This is a genomic window from Runella sp. (assembly GCF_965279615.1).
In the GTDB taxonomy this organism is placed as follows: Bacteria; Bacteroidota; Bacteroidia; order Cytophagales; family Spirosomataceae; genus Runella.
The window spans coordinates 4,108,323-4,129,664 of sequence record NZ_OZ257252.1 but is presented as its reverse complement, the minus strand read 5'-3'; the positions used below and the strand labels follow the sequence as shown (position 1 = coordinate 4,129,664).

21 protein-coding genes are annotated in these 21,342 nt (G+C 44.3%); 14 read left to right on the top strand and 7 right to left on the bottom strand.

Annotation, left to right across the window (positions count from 1 at the left end):
* Positions 1-20 precede the first annotated feature (20 nt).
* From ACQY73_RS17630 to ACQY73_RS17620, 3 genes are all read left to right on the top strand, one after another.
* Positions 21-776: an enoyl-CoA hydratase/isomerase family protein gene (locus ACQY73_RS17630; RefSeq protein WP_428653220.1), complete on the top strand. Its 756-nt coding sequence runs from the start codon at positions 21-23 to the stop codon at positions 774-776.
* Positions 777-783: 7 nt separating this feature from the next.
* On the top strand, positions 784-1,617 hold the full coding sequence (locus ACQY73_RS17625) for an ATP-binding protein (protein ID WP_428653218.1): 834 nt from the start codon (positions 784-786) through the stop codon (positions 1,615-1,617).
* 87 nt (positions 1,618-1,704) lie between these two features.
* Complete coding sequence (locus ACQY73_RS17620) at positions 1,705-3,216, top strand: 4-hydroxyphenylacetate 3-hydroxylase family protein (RefSeq protein WP_428653216.1); 1,512 nt, start codon at positions 1,705-1,707, stop codon at positions 3,214-3,216.
* Between the two features lie 291 nt (positions 3,217-3,507).
* Here the strand turns inward: ACQY73_RS17620 and ACQY73_RS17615 are convergent, their stop codons facing one another.
* Positions 3,508-5,187 (bottom strand): GH39 family glycosyl hydrolase, encoded by a 1,680-nt coding sequence (locus tag ACQY73_RS17615; RefSeq protein WP_428653214.1) that lies wholly within the window; start codon positions 5,185-5,187, stop codon positions 3,508-3,510.
* 194 nt (positions 5,188-5,381) lie between these two features.
* Here ACQY73_RS17615 and gcvP point away from each other — a divergent pair, with 194 nt between their 5' ends.
* The 5 genes from gcvP (at position 5,382) to ACQY73_RS17590 (ending at position 10,729) form a co-directional block, all read left to right on the top strand.
* Positions 5,382-8,261, top strand: coding sequence for an aminomethyl-transferring glycine dehydrogenase (gene gcvP / locus ACQY73_RS17610; RefSeq protein ID WP_428653211.1), 2,880 nt, complete (start codon positions 5,382-5,384; stop codon positions 8,259-8,261).
* A 177-nt stretch (positions 8,262-8,438) separates the two neighbouring features.
* Positions 8,439-8,855 (top strand): CBS domain-containing protein, encoded by a 417-nt coding sequence (locus ACQY73_RS17605; protein WP_428653209.1) that lies wholly within the window; start codon positions 8,439-8,441, stop codon positions 8,853-8,855.
* A 58-nt stretch (positions 8,856-8,913) separates the two neighbouring features.
* Entirely contained in the window at positions 8,914-10,221 is a 1,308-nt protein-coding gene (locus ACQY73_RS17600) for a cryptochrome/photolyase family protein (RefSeq protein ID WP_428653207.1), read from the top strand.
* 62 nt (positions 10,222-10,283) lie between these two features.
* Positions 10,284-10,469, top strand: a complete 186-nt coding sequence (locus ACQY73_RS17595; protein ID WP_428653205.1) for a hypothetical protein — start codon at positions 10,284-10,286, stop codon at positions 10,467-10,469.
* Positions 10,469-10,729 (top strand): type II toxin-antitoxin system RelE family toxin, encoded by a 261-nt coding sequence (locus ACQY73_RS17590; RefSeq protein WP_428653203.1) that lies wholly within the window; start codon positions 10,469-10,471, stop codon positions 10,727-10,729. Before ACQY73_RS17595 ends, ACQY73_RS17590 begins: the two co-directional genes overlap by 1 nt.
* Positions 10,730-10,741: 12 nt before the next feature.
* On the opposite strand, the gene ACQY73_RS17585 is transcribed toward ACQY73_RS17590, so the two are convergent.
* Genes ACQY73_RS17585 through ACQY73_RS17570 form a run of 4 tightly spaced genes read right to left on the bottom strand, consistent with a single transcriptional unit; the run spans position 10,742 to position 13,673 of the window.
* A complete protein-coding gene (locus tag ACQY73_RS17585) occupies positions 10,742-11,419 on the bottom strand; it encodes a LytR/AlgR family response regulator transcription factor (protein ID WP_428653201.1) in 678 nt (225 codons plus the stop codon).
* Between the two features lie 9 nt (positions 11,420-11,428).
* The gene (locus ACQY73_RS17580) at positions 11,429-12,448 is read right to left on the bottom strand and encodes a sensor histidine kinase (protein WP_428653199.1); all 1,020 of its coding nucleotides are present in this window, start codon (positions 12,446-12,448) and stop codon (positions 11,429-11,431) included.
* On the bottom strand, positions 12,445-12,861 hold the full coding sequence (locus ACQY73_RS17575) for a hypothetical protein (RefSeq protein WP_428653197.1): 417 nt from the start codon (positions 12,859-12,861) through the stop codon (positions 12,445-12,447). Before ACQY73_RS17575 ends, ACQY73_RS17580 begins: the two co-directional genes overlap by 4 nt.
* 11 nt (positions 12,862-12,872) lie before the next feature.
* Complete coding sequence (locus ACQY73_RS17570; RefSeq protein ID WP_428653195.1) at positions 12,873-13,673, bottom strand: hypothetical protein; 801 nt, start codon at positions 13,671-13,673, stop codon at positions 12,873-12,875.
* A gap of 67 nt (positions 13,674-13,740) precedes the next feature.
* Here ACQY73_RS17570 and ACQY73_RS17565 point away from each other — a divergent pair, with 67 nt between their 5' ends.
* The 3 genes from ACQY73_RS17565 to ACQY73_RS17555 all read left to right on the top strand — a co-directional run bounded on the left by ACQY73_RS17565 (position 13,741) and on the right by ACQY73_RS17555 (position 16,561).
* Positions 13,741-13,872 (top strand): hypothetical protein, encoded by a 132-nt coding sequence (locus tag ACQY73_RS17565; RefSeq protein WP_428653192.1) that lies wholly within the window; start codon positions 13,741-13,743, stop codon positions 13,870-13,872.
* A gap of 14 nt (positions 13,873-13,886) precedes the next feature.
* The gene (locus ACQY73_RS17560; protein WP_428653190.1) at positions 13,887-15,002 is read left to right on the top strand and encodes an alkane 1-monooxygenase; all 1,116 of its coding nucleotides are present in this window, start codon (positions 13,887-13,889) and stop codon (positions 15,000-15,002) included.
* Between the two features lie 65 nt (positions 15,003-15,067).
* A complete protein-coding gene (locus tag ACQY73_RS17555; protein ID WP_428653188.1) occupies positions 15,068-16,561 on the top strand; it encodes a DUF1501 domain-containing protein in 1,494 nt (497 codons plus the stop codon).
* 130 nt (positions 16,562-16,691) lie between these two features.
* Here the strand turns inward: ACQY73_RS17555 and ACQY73_RS17550 are convergent, their stop codons facing one another.
* On the bottom strand, positions 16,692-18,056 hold the full coding sequence (locus tag ACQY73_RS17550; RefSeq protein WP_428653186.1) for a M28 family peptidase: 1,365 nt from the start codon (positions 18,054-18,056) through the stop codon (positions 16,692-16,694).
* A gap of 143 nt (positions 18,057-18,199) precedes the next feature.
* Here ACQY73_RS17550 and ACQY73_RS17545 point away from each other — a divergent pair, with 143 nt between their 5' ends.
* Both ACQY73_RS17545 and ACQY73_RS17540 read left to right on the top strand, forming a co-directional pair.
* Positions 18,200-18,418, top strand: coding sequence for a hypothetical protein (locus ACQY73_RS17545; protein WP_428653184.1), 219 nt, complete (start codon positions 18,200-18,202; stop codon positions 18,416-18,418).
* Positions 18,418-18,840, top strand: a complete 423-nt coding sequence (locus ACQY73_RS17540; protein WP_428653182.1) for a PIN domain-containing protein — start codon at positions 18,418-18,420, stop codon at positions 18,838-18,840. Before ACQY73_RS17545 ends, ACQY73_RS17540 begins: the two co-directional genes overlap by 1 nt.
* 60 nt (positions 18,841-18,900) lie before the next feature.
* Here ACQY73_RS17540 and ACQY73_RS17535 read toward each other — a convergent pair whose 3' ends face one another.
* Positions 18,901-20,625 carry a M3 family oligoendopeptidase gene (locus ACQY73_RS17535; protein ID WP_428653179.1) on the bottom strand — a complete coding sequence of 575 codons (1,725 nt, stop codon included), beginning with the start codon at positions 20,623-20,625 and terminating at the stop codon, positions 18,901-18,903.
* Positions 20,626-20,839: 214 nt separating this feature from the next.
* Here ACQY73_RS17535 and ACQY73_RS17530 point away from each other — a divergent pair, with 214 nt between their 5' ends.
* Entirely contained in the window at positions 20,840-21,241 is a 402-nt protein-coding gene (locus tag ACQY73_RS17530; protein WP_428653176.1) for a sterol desaturase family protein, read from the top strand.
* Positions 21,242-21,342 lie beyond the last annotated feature (101 nt).

Here is a 21,342-nt window from a genome sequence, read left to right as displayed (position 1 = left end):
ACCTCTAACTCATTGAAAACATGTATAAAGACATTCTTTTTTCACAAGATAACGGCATTGCCGGAATCACGCTCAACCGTCCGTCGGTACTCAATGCTCTCAGCCCCAATCTCATTGCTGAACTTACCGAAGCCACCCAAAAAGTAGCGTTGGACGATTCTGTAAAAGTACTCATCGTGACCGGAGCAGGCCGGGCGTGGTCGGCAGGGGTAGATTTGAAAGCACTCAACGAAAGTATTCAGGGTGGGCATTTTTCTAATTTTGAACTGATGGAAATGGGGGCTGCGTTTATTCTTGCCCTTCAGTCCATGCCCCAAGTGACAATTGCCCAGATAAACGGCCATTGCTACACGGGTGCCACCGAATTGATGTTGGCTTTTGATCTGGTCTACGCCGCCGACGAAGCCCAAATCGGGGATACACACACCAAATGGGGCATTGCCCCCAAGTGGGGAATGACGCAGCGATTGCAACAAAAAGTAGGTTTGATGAAAGCAATGGAAATGTCATTCACCGCGCAGCCTGTTTCGGGAAAGGAAGCCGAACGAATTGGTTTGGTGAATAAGTCAGTGCCGTTGGCGGAGTTGGAAACAACGGTTAATCAGGTTGCCGATAAGATTTTAGGTAACTCTGCGCAGACCATTGCCGCCATGAAAAAGATGTACTATTTCGGAGCGAATCAAGGGCTGCATCGAGGTTTGGAATATGAATGGCAGGCTGATTTTAAGATCACGGACAGAGAGGATTTTCTGCGAAATTTCGAGAAGAATAAATAGTAAATAGATGAGTGACAAAGAATTATACAGCATTTTAAAGAATTTCCTTTCTTTTCCTGCGGAGACAGAATGGCTTGAATTTAAAGAAGCTAAAAACAACTTTGATTTCGATGATTTAGGGAAGTATTTTGCCGCTATATCAAATGAGGCTAATTTAAAAGGAAAAGAATTTGGTTGGCTGATTTTTGGAGTAAAAGACAATTCTAAAAGTATTGTTGGTAGTAATTATCGCATTACGAATAGAGCAAAGTTGGATAGTCTAAAATCAGAGATTGCCAATCATACCAATGGTCATACTTTTCAAGAGATTTTTGAACTGCAATTGCCGGAGGGACGTGTAGTTATGTTTCAAATCCCGGCGGCTCCCCGAGGGATTCCGATTACCTGGAAAGGGCATTTTTACGGAAGAAATGCAGAATCCTTGAGTGGTCTATCTATTTCCGAAATCGAACAAATCAGAGGGCAGGTTATTCGATTTTCAGATCAGGATGCAAAAGAACTTAAAGCACTGGGACTCATTGAAGGTCGAAAACCCAATTATCTTCTTACTTCAAGCATTGCATCATTGGTGAAGAAGGAAACCCGCTATATTCAAAATCGAGGATTTGATAAAATATACTATCAAGATTTGATCATTCAATATTTGAGAAAATTTGGAACAATTACGAGAGAGAAAACCGAGGAGCTATTGCTGCCTAAACTACCGGATATTTTGAGCCCCCAACAGAAGCTCAATAAAATTAAAAACTTATTGCTGGAAATGAAAGGCAAAGATATCCTTGTAAGAGAAGGAGCAAAAAAAACAACCAAATGGTCTTTAAATAAAAATAAAGATAAATAAAGATAATTTTTAGTATATTAATATATTGATTATCAATATATTAAATATTGTAATATTAATAATATTATTAATTTATTACTAAAATAAATGTCTATTCAGCCCAAAATCCAAACTTCCCAAGACTACTACGAAAGTCTCAAAGGCCGCAAACTGAAAGTATATCTTTTTGGAGAATTAGTAGAAGAACCATCAGAGCATCCCATGATTCGTCCGTCGGTAAATGCTGTGGCCGAAACCTATGATTTGGCGCTTCGGGAGCCGGAATTGGCTTCGGTGAGTTCGCCGTTTACGGGCGAACGCATCAATCGCTTTCTGCATATTTCGACGAGCGCCAACGATTTGGTGCTGCAAAACAAAATGCAGCGTAAACTCGGCCAAAATACCGGCACCTGCTTTCAGCGTTGTGTGGGAATGGATGCGTTTAATTCCCTTTTTTCGACAACATTTGAAATAGATAAAAAACACAAAACACCTTATCATCAGCGATTTATCGCTTTTTTGACCGAAATGCACCGTCGTAATTTTGTCATCGGTGGCGCGATGACTGATGTAAAAGGCGACCGCAGCAAAGCCCCGCACGAACAGGCCGATCCTGATTTGTTTGTTCACATCACCCGCCGTACTTCCGAAGGGGTTTATATTACGGGAGCCAAAGCGCACCAAACAGGTTGTCTTAATTCGCATTGGCTGATGGTCATGCCCACCATGCGTTTGGGCGAAAAAGACAGGGATTATGCCATCGTGGGCGCGGTTCCGGTTGATGCGCCGGGAATCACTTATATCTACGGACGCCAATCGTGCGATACGCGGAGCATGGAAGGTGGAAATATGGACGCGGGAAATGCCAATTTTGGCGGACAGGAAGCAATGGTGATTTTTGAGGATGTGTTTATTCCCAATCACCTGATTTTCATGGACGGCGAATACGAATTTGCGTCGATGTTAGTGGAGCGATTTACATGTTACCACCGTCGGAGTTATGTTTGTAAAAGTGGGGTGGGAGATGTGCTGATTGGGGCAGCAGCGAGCATTGCAGAAATGAACGGGGCTGAAAAAGCGAGCCACATCAAAGATAAATTGGTGGAAATGACGCACCTCAACGAAACCATTTACGGCACCGGCATTGCGGCTTCTTATCAAGGATATTCCACAGAATCAGGGGCTTATTTACCCGATGATGTATTGGCCAATGTTTGCAAACATCACGTGACGCGTTTCCCGTACGAAATCAGTCGATTAGCGCAGGATTTGGCTGGCGGACTCATGGTAACATTGCCTTCCGAGCAGGACTATAACAATCCTGAAACGCACGAACTTCTGAAAAAGTACCTGAAAGGAAAACCCGACGTGCCGACCGAAGATCGTTTCAGGATGTTTCGCCTCATCGAAAACATGACCTTGGGTCGTAATGCCGTGGGCTACCTCACCGAGTCCATGCACGGGGCCGGTTCGCCCCAAGCGCAACGCATCCAAATTGCCCGTTTGATGCAAACGGAATATAAAAAACGTTTAGCAAAGGTATTGGCAGGAATTGAGAATACAGACGCTGTGGTAGAAGAAGCGGGCAGTTATTTTGGGAGGGTGTTTGGCCTTCCTTGAGTTTTGTGGATGTATATAGGCAATATGAGCACCAACCTTTGGTCGAAATCCTTACAATGGATTCTTAACCTAATTTATAATTCACAATAATAGGCCGAAGAGGCTATCAAAAGCTTCGGAGAAGCCATAACCTTTGTAGAAATAAATTTGGTTGTCGTAATCTGAAGGCTTCGGAGAAGCCCTCAAACTAATTGATAACTGGCTACTACAAAGGTCATGGCTTCTCCGAAGCTGTCGCCAACTCAGATTCCTTTCCTTGGTCTGTCCTCACAGACCAAGGAAAATTAAAATCTACCAATCCAACGTCACCAAACCTACGCCCTGCCGTGGCAAAGTTGTAGAAAAAGTAAGTTGACCATCTTTCGTTGTTTGGTTTTTAGGAAGGCCGTAGGGAGCTAATTGCCCTGCTTTCTCAAGTTCAGTAATTTGTTCAGGAGTGGGATTCGTAGGCGAGCCCATTTTCTTCCACATTTCGTAGCTGTTACTGTGCTCGTTATCAATGCGATATTGTGAAATTTTGACTCTTTTGCTCGGAATGTTTTTGAGCGTTACCTCAATGATTGCCGGGGCGGCCACCACATCATCGTCATGATAATTCCAGAGCATCACGGCGGCCATGCCTTCGTCTTTCGTAGCCAGTCCACCGATGTCGGGTGTGGTACGACGAATGCTTGAATCTCGTACAGTGAGGGTGGGATACATCATATTTCCTTTTACTTCGACCCGTTTCCCATTCATCATTCCAAACATTCGAAATACGTTCAAAACCGGCTTATCCACACCGTTGGTAGCGAGATCACGAAATCCGTAAAACCAAGGTTGATCTTCAAATTCAAACGACCATGATACCGCCCCTTTGAAATTGACTTGGTGCAGATCGGCCAACGCGTACTTTCGCGCAAATGAGGCCGCTGTATAGCTTGAATACATCGTGCCGTTGCGGTAGGCATTTTGCGGATCCGTTTTCATGCCGCAGGCCGCGCAACCTTCGGGGTCAGATTCACCGATAACAATGGGCGTGTTTTTGAGTTGAGGAAAAGAGGCAACGATCTCAAACCCAGACGAGATATCGCGCAGTTGCGTTCCCATGTTCATTTGCACGTGATTGTTTACAATTTTGGGGGAGCCTTTGGCGTGAAAAGCCACGAAATCAAGCGGTGTGCCAATTTTGCCCGTTACGTAATTAGTGTCTTGGGTGCAATGTTTCAAAAAGGTTTTTAAGAAATTCCCACCTCTGCGCCCCGACGGACCCGTAACATGCGGCCCACCGATTTTAGCCGTTGGCAGGGCGCGCCGAACGGCGTCGGCGGAGTAATCGTACAATTTGCAGTATTCCTGTACCGTTCCGCTCCAGTAAGGGCTGTCGGGCTCGTTCCATAATTCCCAGTACCAGCTTTCCACTTCTTTTTGGCCATAACGCCCCACCGAATGTTTTACCCATTGGTAGACCAATTCAGCCCATTTTTTATAATCTTTAGGTGGGTACGTCCATCCTGTATAGATGGTATTATACGGTTGTCCCGGCACCCAATGATGCTGATAAGGCTGTGGTTTGGTCGAAAGAGCCTCGGGCATAAAGCCGATCTGGGCGAGCGGTTTCATGCCGCGTCCGATATAAGTATCGAATATTTTGTCCACAATGGTCCAGTCGTATTTGGGGTTTCCCTGGGCGTCTTCAGTATAAGCGTTGGTCGAGCCCCATTTCAGGGCCGGCGTCCCGTCGCCGGTCGTAAGTAGGTTATGAGCGCGCACATATACCGGAACGGGACTGAGCGTGGCAATTTCGGAGAGTAATTTTTTGCCGTCTTTCATGTACGTATAGTTTGGTTCGTCGTAACCAAACCACGCCCAGGCAGGTTGCATGGGCCCAAGCTCTTTGCCGAAATCAACGGTCAGGGTTGCGTTTTGGCCCCAAACACTGATATAGCAAAACCATAGAATCAAAATTCTGACAAAGGGTATCTTTTCCATTTTTTTAAGTAATAACAAGTGAGGAATGAAATCGGAAGGGCGATTGATCGGATTATAACTTTTTTACTAATAAGCAGGATTCGGTAAACTTTACTAGCCAAATTTTGTTTTTCCAAGAAAAGACCGCAACAAGCGGCCTGTTTTTTGACTATTTTTGCGAATCATTATACATACTATACCGCTCTGATCATCGGATGAAAATCAGTCTTCACCAACAAGAATCCTTCGAGCGCCGTCACCACGGCCAAAGCCCCAAAGATTTACAGGATATGCTTAAAACGGTCGGCGTTGCTACGCTCGACGAGTTAATAGAGCAAACGGTTCCGGCGGCAATCCGCTTGAAACAACCGTTGAATTTGCCCACACCAAAGTCTGAATTTGACTTTTTGAATGATTTGAAGAAAGTAGCGCGTCAAAACCGTATCTTTCAATCATACATTGGAACAGGCTACTATGATACAAATGTCCCCAATGTGATTTTGCGTAATATTATGGAAAATCCTGCTTGGTACACGGCTTATACACCGTATCAGGCCGAGATCGCGCAGGGACGTTTGGAAATGTTGCTCAACTTCCAAACAGCGGTGATTGATTTGACAGGCATGGAGATCGCCAATGCATCGTTGCTGGACGAAGCTACGGCCGCTGCCGAAGCCATGACGATGTTACACAGTCTGCGTCCTGCGGCCAAGAAAAAAGCCGAAACGATCTTCGTCTCAGACCGTTGCCATCCACAAACCATTGATTTGATCCATACGCGTGCTACTCCGCTCAATATCAAGGTAGTAGTAGGCGATCATACAAAAGTGGATTTGACGGACCCTGCTATTTTCGGGGTGTTGGTGCAATATCCCGCTACCGACGGGGAAGTCATTGACTATACCGATTTTATCGCCGCCGCGCACGAACTGAATATTTTCGTAGCCGTTGCCGCTGATTTACTAAGTCTTACATTGCTCAAAGCGCCGGGCGAAATGGGCGCGGATGTGGTAGTTGGTTCGGCGCAGCGGTTTGGCGTTCCGATGGGCTATGGTGGGCCGCACGCTGCATTTTTTGCGACCAAAGATGCTTATAAACGCCAGATTCCGGGGCGTATCATCGGTGTATCGATTGATGCGGAAGGAAATCGTGCCTTGCGGATGGCGTTACAAACGCGTGAACAGCACATTCGTCGTGAAAAAGCGACTTCCAATATTTGTACAGCGCAAGTGTTGCTTTCAGTGATGGCTGCTGCGTATGCCGTTTATCACGGACCGGAAGGGTTGAAAACCATTGCTTCCAAAGTACACGGTTTGACCAAAGCATTTGCCGATTCCATCACGCACATGGGTTATGAAGTATTGACCCAAAACTATTTTGATACGGTTACGGTACAGGTAGGAAATGTGGAAAATCTGCGCGAAGAAGCTGAAAAACGGTGGATCAACCTGCGCTATACTGATAATGGTCGCGTGGGAGTTTCCTTCGACGAAGTAAAGTCATTCAGTGATCTGATCGCCTTATTGGATTTGTTTGCGACCGCTTCGGGAGAAGGTGTGGAAATGACGTTGGCAAGCGAGGTGGAAATAGAATTTCCTGAAAACTTAGCGCGTCAGTCGGCCTACCTGACTCACCCTGTATTCAGCGCTTACCACACAGAGCATGATATGCTTCGATATTTGAAGTCATTGGAAAACAAAGATTTGTCTTTGGTACATTCGATGATCTCATTGGGTAGCTGCACCATGAAACTCAACGCAACGGCTGAAATGATTCCTGTTACGTGGCCTGAATTTGGAAAAATGCACCCATTTGCTCCGATAAATCAAACGACAGGTTATCAATTATTATTCAAACATTTGAACGAATGGCTGTGTGAGATCACCGGTTTTGCGGCCATGTCGCTGCAACCTAACTCAGGTGCGCAGGGCGAATATGCCGGTTTGATGGTGATTCGGGCGTATCACGAAGCACGCGGTGACAATCACCGCAATGTGGCCCTGATTCCGTCGTCGGCGCATGGAACCAATCCTGCTTCGGCAGTAATGGCGGGTATGAAAGTAGTCGTGACCAAATGTGACGAACGTGGAAACATTGACGTTGCCGATCTCAAAGCTAAAGCTGAACAATATAGCAATGAATTGGCGTGTTTGATGGTAACATATCCTTCCACGCACGGGGTATTTGAAGAAAGTATAATCGAAATTTGCCAACTTATCCACAATCACGGTGGACAAGTATACATGGACGGTGCAAACATGAACGCTCAGGTAGGATTGACAAGTCCTGCCACAATTGGGGCGGATGTTTGTCACCTCAATTTGCACAAAACATTCTGTATTCCTCACGGTGGCGGTGGCCCGGGAATGGGACCAATCGGCGTTGCAGCACATTTAGTGCCGTATTTGCCAAGCCACGTTAGCTTAACAGATGGCAAAATCGCAGGAGCTGTTTCTGCGGCCCCTTACGGTTCTGCCAGCATCCTGACCATCTCGCATGCTTACATTGCCATGATGGGCGGTGAAGGTGTAACCAATGCCACTAAGATGGCAATTTTGAATGCCAACTATATCAAACAACGTTTGGCAGGTGACGGTCAATTTGAAATTCTGTATACGGGAGCAAATGGCCGTTGTGCCCACGAAATGATCGTGGATTGTCGCCCGTTCAAAGCGGTAGGCGTTGAAGCGGAAGATCTGGCTAAACGTCTGATGGACTACGGGTTCCATGCACCAACATTGTCATTTCCTGTAGCAGGTACGTTAATGATCGAGCCGACGGAATCAGAATCAAAAGCAGAACTTGATCGTTTTTGTGATGCATTGCTGAGCATTCGCGCTGAAATTCGGGAAGTGGAAGACGGCATTGCCGATAAAACCAATAATGTATTGAAGAATGCGCCTCACACGGCCCGCGTAGTATTGACCGAAAATTGGGAACGCCCGTACAGTCGCGAGAAAGCAGCGTTTCCAATGCCTCATTTGCGTTTCAATAAGTTTTGGCCAAGCGTAAGCCGCATTGATTCGGCCTATGGTGACCGTAACTTGATTTGTGCTTGCGTGCCGATTGAAGAATACGCTCAGGCGGAAGCATAAGCAGAGAGTGTTTTCGGTTACTCATAACCGAAAACATTTGTTTGAATCCCTCAGTTGCTTTGGTGGCTGAGGGATTTTTTTGATATATGATAAAAAGCATCTTTGGGTGGTGTCGTTGGTCATAAAGCAGTTAAGGGGAATTGGTCAATATTGGCTATCACAAAAAAACAATTTCCAATGAAAAGAAGAGAACCAATTTCGCACATCATGACCAAAAACGTGTTGACCGTAAAAGTAACCGACGATCTACACGAAGTAGTTGAATTAGTTAAAAAGAACCATATTCGTCATTTGCCCGTTTTGGATGGCGCAGAAGTAGTGGGAATTATAAGCAGCACAGATATCAATAGGTTGACATTCAGTTCTTTATTTGAAAATCAGGAAGGTGCCGACGAGGCGATTCTCGAAATGCTCACTATTCCGCAGGTAATGACCCAAAAACCGCGTACGGTAGAGGCGTCTTTAAGTATCCGTGAAGTGGCCGAAATCCTGACCACCGAAGAATACCACGCCTTGCCGGTGGTTGAAAACGGTCAATTGGCAGGCATTGTGACTACTACCGACGTTATTAAATATATGTTGGAACAATACTAATTTTAAACATTCTTTCAAACGGCTTGGTTTGTAGCAATACAGATCAGGCCGTTTTTTTATGCAATCACCACTTACATTTTTTTGGTTTCGTCGCGATTTACGCTTACATGACAATGCCGGACTATATCACGCGCTCAAATCAGGCAATCCTGTTTTGCCCGTCTTTATTTTTGATTCTGAAATTTTGGATCAACTGGAAGATAAGCGCGACCGTCGAGTAGAGTTCATTCACCAGGCTGTCAATGAGCTGCAAACGCAATTGACTCAATTTGGCAGCACCTTGATCGTAAAATACGGTAAGCCGACCGAGATTTGGCAACAATTTTCTCAGGAATACACTATTGCAGAAGTACATACAAATCATGACTATGAACCTTACGCCATTGCCCGCGATAAAACCATCGGTGAATTTTTAAACGGTAAAGGAACGGCATTTTATACCCATAAAGACCAATGTATCTTTGAAAAAAGTGAAGTGCTGAGTGGTGCAGGTACGCCTTACACGGTTTTTACGCCTTACAGCCGTAAGTGGAAAGAAAAGGTCAATGAATTTTACCTACGCTCGTATCTGACAGAAACTTACTTCAATGCATTTCTTAAAACAACACCGTTGACTGTTCCTTCACTCGAAAGCATGGGATTTGAAGCAACGAGCCAACATTTTCCTGCAAAAGAAGTACGAAGCGAACTCCTTCAAAATTATAAAGACTGCCGTGATATACCTTCTATTCCGGGTACTTCACGGTTGAGTGTACATTTGCGTTTTGGGACTGTTTCAATTCGTAAGTTGGTTCGTGAAGCAAGAAACCTAAGCGAAACCTTTTTGAATGAATTGATTTGGCGGGATTTTTACATGCAGATTCTGTGGCATTTTCCACACGTAGGCCAAGGCCAAGCATTTCGCCCTGAGTACGACCGAATCGAATGGCGCCACGATGAACCCCAGTTTCAGGCGTGGTGTGAAGGGCGAACGGGCTACCCGATTGTGGATGCAGGCATGCGTGAACTGAATGCTACGGGATTTATGCACAACCGCGTCAGGATGATTACTGCGAGTTTTCTAACCAAACATTTGCTCATTGACTGGCGTTGGGGTGAAGCTTATTTTGCCCAAAAATTACTGGATTACGACTTCTCGGCCAACAACGGCGGTTGGCAATGGGCGTCGGGTTCGGGAACGGATGCGGCCCCTTATTTTCGCATCTTTAATCCAACTTCTCAAACCCAAAAATTTGATCCCCAACACACTTACATCAAACAATGGGTGCCCGAGATCAGTGATTTTGACTACCCCGAACCCATTGTAGATCATGCTTTTGCGCGTGAACGTTGTTTGAAAGTGTATAAGAAGGCGCTGAAGCCGTAGAATTTACTTTTGATTGAATTTTCATTTCATTTTTTTAACTTGCATGATCAACCGTTAAGAATATGAATTATATCACTAATACCAAGGGTAAGCGCATTTCGGTAGTACTTCCAATGAAAGAATACGAGCGATTATTGGCTGATTCGGAAGAATTAGAAGATATTAAACTGTATGACCAAGTGAAGGCCAAAAAGGAGGAGACTGTTTTGCTTGAAGACTACTTAAAGCAACGTCAGTTAAAAAAATAATGCCGAAGGGTTACACTATTCGTTTATCAAAAACTGCAAGTAAGCAATTGGACAAATTACCTGACTCAATTGCTATATCGTTGTTGAATTTAATTCAGGAATTAGGAGTGAATCCTCGTCCTTCCGGAGTAAAAAAATTAAAAGGAAGGGAGGGTTATCGAGTTAGAAAAGGAGATTATCGGATTATATACGAAGTGCTTGATTCTGTGCTGGTTGTTGAGGTAATTGCAATCGGCCATCGAAAAGAAATATATGATTGATTCCTTCTTAAATCATTTCAGCAGTCGTTCTTCCAACGCTGCTTTATAACTCCCTGCCAACGGGATAGCCACATTGCCCACCGTCACTTGGTGGCGTTCCATTTTTTGAATGGCTTTGAGAGCTACCAAATACGATTTATGTATCCGTAAAAACTTATCGGTTGGCAGTTGCGTCAGCATCTCGTTGAGCGTCATCCGCGTGGTAATTTTGCGCGTGCGTTCGTGAATAAAAAGCAAATTGGTGTCTGACTGGATGTACAGAATTTCATCAATAGTCACCCGAACCCAATCATACCCGTCTTTGACAAAGATACTCGACGATTCACCCGTTTGTTTGGAGTGTTGACTCAATGCCCGATTACAGGCCTGCAAAAAACGCCCAAATTCGACAGGTTTGAGCAGATAATCAAGGGCGTGCAATGCAAACCCCTCTACGGCGTATTCGGCATAAGCTGTTACAAAAATGACCTGCGTTTTGTCGGTTTTCAGTAATCTTGCAAACTCGGTACCGAGCATATCGGGCATTTGCACATCCAAAAACAACACATCAACCGAATGTTGGTTCAGAAAAACCAATGCTTCTGCCGTACTTACGAAGGTTTGCACAAGACTGATAAACGGCACTTTTTCGGCGTGTCGACGTAAAACTTCCAAAGAGGCTGGTTCGTCGTCAATGGCGATTGCGATCATCGTTGAGGGTTAATAAAGCTCAAGTTGTAAATGTATTTCAAAAACATCGTTTTCTTCTTTCATCTTCAGAGAATGTCGATTGGCATACATTAATTTCAAGCGTTGTTGTACATTGGCAATGCCTACTCCATTGCCTGTTGAACGCTTGTCATTTGAAATAATACTGTTTTGGATGCGTAAATTAAGCAATTGATCTTCAATGGATAATTGCATTTTAATAAAACAGGCCTGTTGCATACTGAGGCCATATTGAAAGGCATTTTCCACAAAAGGAATCAATAACAAAGGCGTGATTCGGGCAGTTTGGCCGTCATGTTCAACGTCAATTTCCAGTCGGATATTTTCGCGGTGCGGCAGGCGGGCGCGCTGAAGGGTCAGGTATTTGTCCAAAAATTCCAGTTCACTTTCTATACTGATAAAAGGCTTAGTTGAATCCTGCAACGTAAATCGCATGATGCCGGCGAGTTGCTGTACCAAATCAGCTACGGTGTCATTGTTGGCTCCGGCGGCTTCGTTATAAATCGTATTGAGGGTATTGAACAAAAAATGAGGATTGATTTGGGATTTAAGGGCATTCAATTCAGCTTCAGTTTTTTGTTGCTGCAAAACCAATTGCTCCCGCCGTACCCGAAAGGCATCGGCTATGTAGCCAAAGCAAATGATGATTCCCGCCAATAATAAGGTAACGAGAATATTTTCATCCACAAATTCATTTTCATGGTCTTTTCTAAGTTGAAGAAGTTCAAAAATCACCCATGTCGAGACCATTATCCATATCCAATAAACCCATTTTTTTTCAGTAACCGAAAACCACCATCGAAAAGGACCTTGATAATTGAGCCAGCCTAACAGCCAAACTCCTGCCACCAACAACACATAACTCAATAGAAATTTAAAGAATCCGATAAGGTTTTCTCCGTTGCCGCCAAATTGCGCTTTTAAACTTCCATATAGCAAAGAGCCAAGGTAGCCACTGAAAATAAACAGCAACAAAAAGAATACTAAGCGGCTGTATGAAAGGAACTTCATTCGATTCTTTTAAGGGCGGTTTCGTCCAATTTCAATTTGTTCATCTCTTTAGCAGCTTCTCCACTGTCAGTTCGTTTAAAATAAAGGGCATTGCTTAGGTAATCATAGTCTACAATTCCTTTAAGAAAGAGAGTCTCATTGGCGTTAATGGTGAAGGACATGCTTTTCTTTTCCGTAATAAAGCTTCCTTCGGTGTCAACTTTAACTTTTCCTGCCGGAACTTCCAGCCGAAAGTATTCATTGTTACTGAATTTTTCGGTAATCGCCTGATTGTTAATTTTTATCGTAAAATCAGCACTGAAATAATCTTTTCGTCGGTATACCACCACCACGGCACGTTCCGTTTCAGCAGACTCCTTTGCCAAAAAAGTGCTTAAATAAAGCCAAAAGAGAATGAAAACAGGGATCTTCATGGCTGTTAACGCTAATTTAGCCCCCAATCATTAGCGGACTGTTGTTTTTTTCGAGCTTCTTTTTGAGCCGGCGTTAACTTTTCCCGGTTTCTGCCAAGGACAAAAATACATTGAACAAATACCTGATTGACGCGATCAGACGGAGCATTTAAGAGTGTAATTTTTCTTTCGGACTCCCATGGAGTACTGTTTATGCCTAAACGATAACCTATCTTAAGATTGACATTAAAACTCATTGGACGTTTGGGACGATAAGTACGTTCTACAGAGATTTCGCCAAATGTATTTTTGTGAAACAAACGGGGAGAAGTACCTATAGAAGGAGACGCAAAGAGATCATTGATCGGAATAATTTGATTGGAAGAAAGATTGATTTCCTGTAGACGTAAATTATAGTTAATTTCTCCTAAACCTATATTTATGAACCATCCTATGTTTCGTCCGTAATAAAATGCATAGCCAACATTTAAATCTGCTGTATGTATATTAGTCTCGGTTATAATTTGCGGATCAGATGCATTGTTTAATAGGCTATATTCGATCATAGCCCCAACTTTCCAGCGCTGCTTCTGAAACCCCATCCCATACCCTACATTTTGCCCGAGGCTTGGAAAAGAAGCTTTTTGCGCTTTTATTATTTCCTTTAAGTTAGGGTAAATGGTGTAGCTTACGCCCATAAGTGGCGGAATAAAATAGAACTGAAAACTATGCTCAAACCGATTTGGATCGGGGATCATAACCGAATCCGGCTGAGCGTTACTTTTTTTATAGGCAAAGAGCAAAATCAATAAAAATAGCAACAGGCGTTTCATAAAGGTAGTTTAGATAAGATCGGCTAAATGCTTCCATCGCTGTCAACAGAATTAACACTGCAAATCAATGACGCTATTGATGCTTTACCAATACTTTGTGATGAAAGAAGCAGAGTTTGTGGGCAAAGCCAAAAAGTTTGAGTCGAAGATGTCTTTTTACGTTAACTTTGAAGGAATAAACAGTATGTCAACGCATTAGAATGTATGTGAAAAATGAGCTCTTTCAAAAAACTCGGCTTTTTGTCCATTTATCTGATGATTTTGCTCTCAAACAGTATTTTCATTTTGAGCAATGGACGATTTACATGGACAGGTGTTTTGTTTGCCTACGGATTGGTGCCGTTGGTGGATGGGTTGGTAGGAAAAGATAAAAACAACGCAGCTAAAGAAGATTTTGAACGGCTGATGAATGACCGATTTTTTGACGGTGTGGTGTATTCATTGGTGTATGTTCACCTGATTCAATTGTGTTTGGCAGTGTTTGCGATTTTGACGCACAAAATGACATTGTTTCAGTGGGTAGGTTACGTGCTTTCGTTGGGTATTTTTGCGGGAACAATGATCAATGTAGCGCACGAGCTGGGACATAGAAGCAGTAAAATGGCGCAGTTTCATGCCAAACTTACGCTCATGACGGTGTGCTATATGCACTTTTTCATTGAGCACAATCGCGGGCACCACGTATGGGTTGCTACGCCGCAAGATCCCGCTACGGCGCGTAAAGGCCAATCGGTCTACGCATTTTGGTGGCAGAGCGTTACCGGAAGTTTTCGAAGTGCTTTGGCTATTGAGAAAAGACAATTAGAAAAAGCCAACATTTCTTTTTGGAGTATCAAAAACAATATGATTTGGGCGGTAATTTTATCCCTGCTTTTTTGCGGTGCTTTGGTAGGGTTGGGAAGTTGGCGGGTAGGTCATTTTGCGTGGGAAGTGATTCCGTTTTTCTTCGGGCAAAGTATCGTAGCCATTTTATTATTGGAAAGCGTCAACTACATTGAACATTACGGTATTGTGCGCCGCGAGATCGCACCGGGAAAGTACGAACGCGTCAATCCGTTGCATTCCTGGAACGCCAATCATTTGTTCAGCAATCTCGTATTATTTCAACTCCAACGCCATTCCGACCACCACGCCTACGCCTCTCGGCCGTATCAGGTATTGCGACATTTTGACGAAAGCCCCCAACTTCCTTTCGGCTATCCGCTCATGATCCTTATGGCGACAGTGCCACCGCTTTGGTTTTCGGTAATGAATAAACGCCTCGATCAATGGCAAATGAATGCGTATGATTCGCAGCATATTGCGCAGGTGGTGCGGGAAATGGCGTAATAGATTAAAACTATCGTAAATTAAGATTTTTGGGTAACTTTAATACGCAATTACCTTTTTTTAGTATGGACAAGCTATTGAAAGAATTACAGGAGGCCGAGTTGGAAAGACAAACGAGGCGGTATTTTTTGCAAACGCTGGGAGCGGGGATAGGGTCGTTGGGATTTGGCTCATTGTTAAGCAGTTGCGGTTATTTTGGAAAAGAAAATACCGGTGCTTCGGCTCCGCTTCAATCTGCCGACGCTATGAGTGTACGCATGCCGCAGTTTGCGCCTAAAGCCAAACAGGTCATCTACATTCACATGGCGGGGGCACCGTCGCAGCTGGAGTTGTTTGATTATAAGCCCGAACTCGAAAAATACCACGGCAAAGACTGTCCTGCGGAATTTTTGGAAGGAAAGAAATTTGCGTTTATCAAGGGCGTTCCCAAAATGTTGGGACCCAAAGGGAAATTTGCACAACACGGTCAATCGGGGGCTTGGATTTCTGACTACCTGCCGTATCTGCAAACCGTGGCCGACGATGTTTCATTTGTCAAAGCCATGTATACCGATCAATTCAACCACGCTCCCGCACAACTCCTGATGCACACCGGAAGCGCTCGTTTGGGGCGACCAAGCATGGGCGCTTGGACGGTATACGGACTGGGTTCGGAAAATAAAAATTTACCCGGTTTTATCGTGTTGGCCTCCGGTGGTAAACAACCCGATGCCGGTAAATCGGTATGGGGAAGCGGTTTTCTGCCAACGGTTTATCAGGGGGTGCAGTGTCGCACAGGTGGTGATCCCGTTCTGTACGTTTCTGATCCACAGGGCATGAATCGTGATATTCGAAAACAAACCATTGAAGCGATCAATGAAATCAATAAGCAGGCTTATGAAGAGGTCAAAGATCCCGAAATTCTGACGCGCATCAGCCAATATGAAATGGCCTTTCGGATGCAAATGTCGGTGCCGGAAGTAATGGATGTGAGCAAAGAGCCGCAATATATTCTGGATATGTATGGTGTAAAACCCGGCGAAGGCTCATTTGCAATGAACTGCCTGTTGGCCAGAAAATTAGTGGAAAACGGCGTACGTTTTGTGCAATTGTTTGATTGGGGCTGGGATACACACGGTACCAGTGAAGATGGTTCGGTAGAAATCGGCCTGCACAAAAAATGCCAAGCTTCGGATCGAAGCGTTACGGCTTTGTTGAAAGACCTTAAAATGAGAGGGTTGCTGGACGAAACGCTGGTGGTATGGGGCGGAGAGTTTGGTCGTACACCTATGCAGGAAAACCGCGATGGACAAGTGTTGCCGTATTCCGGTCGCGACCATCACTTGGAAGCGTTCACGGTTTGGATGGCGGGTGGTGGCGTCAAAAAAGGGTTCTCTGTGGGTGAAACCGATCCTCTGGGATATTATGGAGTGAAAGACCGTACGCACGTCCATGATTTGCAGGCTACCATTCTGCATTTGATGGGCTTCAATCATGAGAAATTTACCTATCCTTTTCAGGGGCGAAACTTCCGACTGACGGATGTAGCAGGGAAAGTAATTAAGCCGATTTTGGCGTAAACGAGACCTATAAGGTTTTCAAAACCTCATAGGTCTGGTCTATTTATGATTGTGTGCTTTCGGACTCTCAAATCCGAAACTGTAAGATCCGGCAATATCCGTCTGCGGGTTGTAAGCAACCCGCTTCACGTTAAATCCCGTATTTGTCCAACAAATAAATAATAGCTGCCATAGAAGCGGTTCCCAAATCCAACTCACGTTTGCTGACGTTCTCAAAATTGTCGTTGGACGCGTGATGATAGTCAAAATAACGCTGTGAATCAGGTTTATAGCCCAACAATACTGTGCCTGATTGCGCCAAAGGACCAATGTCGGCACCACCTCCGCCGGGACCGATTTCGTGTAAGCTATAAGGTGCCAATAATTCTTTCCAAGCCATTAGTTTAGCTCGTTGTTCGGGTTTTGCCACAATACCAAACCCGCGCGGCGCAAAACCTCCGTTGTCGGATTCAACGGCGGCAATGTGTTTTTCGTTGTTTTGTTTGGCCAGATCAGCGTATTTAACGCCACCGCGCAGACCGTTTTCTTCATTCATAAACATTACTGCCCGAATCGTGCGTTTGGGTTTGTAACCAATGGCTTTCAAGAGACGTAATACTTCGATGGATTGAACACAGCCCGCACCGTCGTCGTGCGCACCTTCGGCCAGATCCCAGGAATCCAAATGCCCGCCTACTGCAATGATCTCATCGGGCTTCTCGCTGCCTTTGAGTTCTCCTACCACGTTGTGAGAATCAGCATCAGGAAGCGTTTCACAGTTTTGACGGAAATAAAAAGTGAGATTGGGAGTTTCTTTCAATTTTGCACTTAATAAGTTGGCACCATTGGTACTGATGCCCGCCGTTGGGATCAAGGGCACACCTGTACCGTAACGCATACTGCCTGAATGTGGAAAATCATCTTGTCGAGTAGTCATTGACCGTACAATGGCACCTACTGCGCCCAAATTAGCCGCTTCAGTAGCGCCGTTGGCGCGTTGTTCTACCGCTCTGCCATAGGCTTCAAACGTATTAAGTTTGGTTGGGTCCATAGGGCGATTAAAGAAGACGATCTTGCCCTTCACCTTCTCTTTCCCCAGCTCACGCAGTTGTTGAAAACTCGTTACTTCGATCACTTCAGCTTCGACGCCTTTGGGCGCTGTTGCCACTGAGCCGCCCAGCGCAGCGATGGGAACGGTAGTTTTTTGTTTTCCTATTTTAATATACGCTTCTTCTTTGGCGCCGCGTACCCAATGCGGCACTTTGACATCCTGCAAAAAAACGCGGTCAAAAGCCTGTTGCTCCATAAGTTGTTTGGTGTAGGCGACGGCTTTTTGCGCACCTACCGAGCCGCTAAGGCGCGGACCAACCTGTTTGCACAAATACCGAAGCCATTCATAGGCTTGGCCGTTGGAGAGCACTTCATCATAAATTTTGCGAATCATTACTGAATCTTCGCGCGTTTGAGAAAAAGCAGTTGTGCTGATGAAGAGAAGGAGAAAGATAAATTTTTTCAAAATGTTGATGATTTGGGTTGAACGAATGTGACTTTTACAAAAATAGGGCTTTGTTCGGTAACTTTTCTACACAATAATGTCTTAATAAAGCCGAGAATGTGATTAGGGAGAAAAATGTTAAATTTGTAAAAAATGATGAGGCAATGACACAGATTACCTTAAAAATCGAAGACGCTTTCATTGAAAGCCTTGGAAAAGAACAAATTGAAAAATTAGTGCAGGAGTGGTTGTTGCAATACAAAAAACGATTGGCACTGCAGGAAGCGGCGGATGAACTTTCGTCTATTGATCTTACCAACGATTCGCAATGGCACACTGCAAGGTCTTTGGCTTGGGAAACGTACAAGCAGAATTTTGAGTAATGAGAGATTTTGTGGTTGATGCCAATGTGTTGATGTCTATATTAATTAGCGGCAAAGCTATTTATAAGACTTTACTCATAGACTATGATTTTTTCAGCAGCGATTTTGCTTTCGTTGAAATTGAGAAATATCAAAATTTAATCATGAAGAAAACAAGGTTGGAGCAAGATAGCTTCCAACACTTTTCATACTTTATTTTCTCTCATGTACATTTTATGCCAAGCTATTTAATTGATAGTGAGGTGAAAATAAAGTCTTTGCAGCTTGTTAATGGCATTGATATAAAGGATGTTTCTTACGTAGCGTTGGCTTTGCAACTTGACATTCCATTACTTACCCGTGATATTCCACTTTATGCAGGATTGCGTAAAAAAGGATTTCGTAAAGTAGAGATGTTTGATGCTTTTTTAAGAAATGCTTAAAGTAACGTATTGAACATGTTTGCGATCCCTTTTAAGAAAAGGGATCGCAAACATAAAAGGCTACTGCTTCAACTCCTCTAATTCCGCTTTCACAAAATTCATCAATTCAGTAATGTACTCTTTCGAGAAGTCGAAAGGGATATTGGCGGCGGAGTAAATGGCGCTTATAGGGGCGGTGTAACCGAGTTTGAGGGCGTTGAGGTAGCCTTGCAAGCCCTGCTTCGGATTTTGTTTGTAATTTCGCCATACGCCGATCGCTCCCAACTGCGCCATACCGTATTCGATGTAGTAAAACGGCACTTCGTAAATGTGCAATTGCTTCTGCCAGATGTATTTTTTGAACTCCTCAAAACTGCTCCAATCGGTGAGCGAATCGCTGAATTGTTCGTAGATTTTCAGCCAAGTCGTCTGACGTTCTTCGATGTTGTGCGTTGGATTTTCGTACAGCCAATGCTGAAATTTGTCGATCGTTGCTACCCACGGCAGCGTTTCGATGATGGATTCCAAATGCTGTATCTTGGCGCGGCGTAGGTCTTTTTCGTTATCAAAAAACACATCCCAATAGTCCATTGTTAACAATTCCATGCTCATCGAGGCCAATTCGGCTACTTCGGCAGGAGTGTTTTTGAAGGAATTGAGCAACAGATCGCGCGTGACAAAATTATGTACGGCATGGCCACCTTCGTGTAAAAGCGTAACCAGATCGCGGAGATTGGACGTGGCATTCATAAAAATAAACGGGACGCCGATCTCTTCCAGAGGATAATTATAACCGCCCGGTGCTTTGCCCTTGCGCGATTCGAGATCAAGGTGACCCATCGCTTTCATGACGCGCAGGTAATTGCCCAGTTCAGGATCAAGTTGGGTAAAACAGGTAATGGTTTTTTCCAGCAGTTCTTCTCCGCTGCTGAAAGGTTTAAGCGGTGGGAGATTTTGTGGATCTACCTTAAAATCCCACGGACGCAGGCTGTCAAGTTGCAATGCTTTTTTGCGCTCAGCCGACATATCATTCAACATTGGCACAACGGCCTCCGCCACGGATTCATGAAAGTTGAAACAGTCTTGAGGCGTATAGTCAAAGCGTCCCAAAGCAGCAAACATATAATCGCGAAAGTTGGCAAAACCGGCGTTGGTGGCCATTTGATGGCGAAGATCGCGCAGTGTATTCAGCAATTCATCCAATTGATCTTTGCTCTCAAAACGACGCACCTGAAGTTTATTCCAAACGAGTTCGCGCAGGGCGCGGTCGGTAGATTGCAGATAATCAGACGCTTTTTGAAGCGTTACTTCCTCTCCGTCGATATTCACGGTCATGGCTCCGACAATAGCGCCGTATTTGGCTTGTTCGGTCTGGATTTGGGTTTGGATCGGGATATTTTCTTCGCGAAAGATCTCAATCGCTTTTTTCATGCTGCGAAGCGCAATGTCAAAACCACTGTCTTTCAATTCCCCTAAAAACGGACTTTCCAAGGCTTTTTTGTCAAGTTCATTGCCGTATGCCGAAAGGTAAGGCTGAACGTTTTCCACAAAATCGTTGAATTCCTGTTGGTATTGTTCGCTGCCGGTGTCGCAGGTCATGCGAATATAGCGCCACGCGAAGTTTTCGGAGAGGTAAGACTCCAATTCGCTCTTGTCCAGAAACCAGCGGCGTAATTCTTCAACAGAGTTGATGGAGCGATTTTTGAGATTTTCGTAAAATGGCTGAAGCTGTTCCCAACCGGTCAATTCAAATTCTTCGCCCAAAAAGTTGCGGGTGGGGCGTTGGGGGATGGTTATTGCTGACATAAAGCTAATTTTGTACTGTTTTGGTCTTGTTCACTAACAAAGGAAGGTGAAAAATGGTTTTACTGAAAAAGAATGTCAAATCAAGGCGATTGGCATTTTTGACAACAGAGAATCAGTTGTTTGTAAGGTTTTGATTTTCAATAATTAACGACAGAAGGAGGTATTGATAGTTATGTTGTTTCCTATTCTTATTGTTCTCGGAACGTTTGTTTTTATGGAATGCTTTGCCTGGTTTATGCACAAGTACATCATGCATGGCCCCATGTGGAATTGGCACGAGTCGCACCATGTACATCATAGCGGATGGTGGGAAACCAATGACCTTTTCGGAATTATTTTCGGCGTATCGGCCACGGCGTTGATCGTCATAGGCTCAGAAACAGCATCAGTGCGTTGGTTGATGTACATTGGTTTTGGCATTACGCTCTACGGCATTTCTTATTTTATTTTTCATGATATTATTGTTCATCGTCGCGTTAAGATCAAATTCAAAACCAAAAATCGGTATATGAATCGTATTATTCGGGCGCACTACGTCCACCACAAAGTTCACAAGCGCGATGGTGCCGAAGCCTTTGGCTTTTTATACGCTCCCAAAAAATACGAAAAATCGTAGGGGCAGGGCTTGCGGTTCCTTTTTCTTTGTGGTTTTCGTATGACTGTGTTTTATTCCAATCTGTCTCCTGATTTTCCTCTTTGTCTGATTTCAATCGTTTC